The 1,504-nt window shown below is 71.3% G+C and carries 2 protein-coding genes; both read right to left on the bottom strand.

Annotated features, from left to right (window positions below):
* Positions 1 to 26: 26 nt before the first annotated feature.
* A complete protein-coding gene (locus tag ACFWEJ_RS28655; RefSeq protein WP_377232550.1) occupies positions 27 to 1,181 on the bottom strand; it encodes a serine protein kinase RIO in 1,155 nt (384 codons plus the stop codon).
* A gap of 33 nt (positions 1,182 to 1,214) precedes the next feature.
* Positions 1,215 to 1,504 (bottom strand): hypothetical protein (locus ACFWEJ_RS28650; protein ID WP_377232549.1); only part of this gene is annotated, 290 nt, incomplete at its 5' end.

The following is a 1,504-nucleotide window of genomic DNA, read 5'->3' as shown; positions in this document are numbered from 1 at the left end:
CCCCGGCGGAGTGACCGGGCCGCAGGTCAGAAGGCTTGCGCCAGGAGGTCGGCGAACAGGGCGTCCGGGTCGACGTCCAGCCCGCGGGCGATGAACCAGTCGGACACGGTGCGGCAGTCGCGCAGCAGCACGTCGCTGGAGAACGGGTTGGCCGCGAGGTCCACGACCTGCGGCAGGTCGATGATGACCAGCCGCTCGCCGTGGGCCAGGATGTTGTACGGCGACAGGTCGCCGTGCGCGAACCCGAGCCGGGCCAGCACGGACATGCCGTGCGTGAGCTGGTCCCAGTACGACTCGAGCAGGTCGTCCGACGGGCGCACCCGGGTCAGGCGTGGCGCGGCGACGGCCTGGGTACGGCCCAGGTCGTCGGTCTCCTCGGTGCCGATGAACTCCATCAGTACCTCGGTCCCGTCGATCTGCACGGGGTAGGGCACGGGCGCGCCCGCCGACCAGGCATCCCGCAGGGCGACGAACTCGGCGTCGGCCCACTGGGTGGCCGACACCGCGCGGCCCCACGCGGACTTGCGGTCCTCCATGGCGCGCTGGTCGCGGGTGCGCCGCACGGTGCGGCCCTCGGTGTACTCGGACCCGCGGTGGAACTGCCCGTGCTCCAGGCTGCGATACCGCTTGGCGACCAGCAGGCAGCGGGTGGCCGCCTGGTCGAGCGCCAGGTCCGGGGCGTCGGACGGCAGCCCGGCGCCCTCCGGGACTGCGCGCTCCACGAGGAACGCGTCGGCCTCCTTCCCGGTCTTGAGGATGCCGAGCTCGGTGTCGAGCGCGGCGTCGCGGGTCACGACCCACTCCGGCAGCGGTTCGGGCCCGCGCGCCCCCTTGGCGACCGAACGCCAGGTGGACCAGCGCTGCCCGGGACCGGGTTGGGTGGGATCGGTCTGGTCGTGGTCGTGGTCGTGGTCGTGCGGGACGACGCCGGACGGGTGCCGGTCGGCGCCGTCCTGAACCGTGCCGTCGTGCTCGAACGCGTCGGAACCGAACCCGTCGGAGCCGAACTCTTCGGCGTCGAACGCGCCCGGGTAGGGGCCTTCCAGGTCCTCGCGGCCGACCCGCACGTTGCGGGCAGGCTGACGCTCGTCGTCGGCCGACCGGTTGGTGTACTTCTTGCCGCCCTTACCGGCTGCTGCCTGGATGAGGACGGACTTCGGTGCTTCGGGAAAACGGGGCAAGTCGGTGCTCCTTGATGCTGGAGCATCGCCGGTTCAGTACCGGGTGCTCCTGGTGACAGTGGCGTCTGCTGCCGCGAAGGCAGCCGCGCGAACGACGTCGTCCATCACTGCCTCCTTCCTGTCCGCACCGTGCTCGAACGCACGTGCCGGAGCCGTTTCCTGCTGGATGAGCTGGCCGGTCAGCGAGCGCCTCAGGGGTAGACCCGATGACCGTGCGAGGAGCATGTCACGCCCGCCGGACGGGGCGCACCTGATTATTTGCGAGGTCGGCAGGTTCCTGTGACGTCGGCAGTTTGCATCGAGGTCGGCACAGGCCTCTGCCG

The organism is Promicromonospora sp. NPDC060204 (assembly GCF_042728455.1).
Classification (GTDB): Bacteria; Actinomycetota; Actinomycetes; order Actinomycetales; family Cellulomonadaceae; genus Promicromonospora.
Note: the sequence above shows the minus strand (reverse complement) of the source record. Positions and strands in the feature narration are given on the sequence as shown.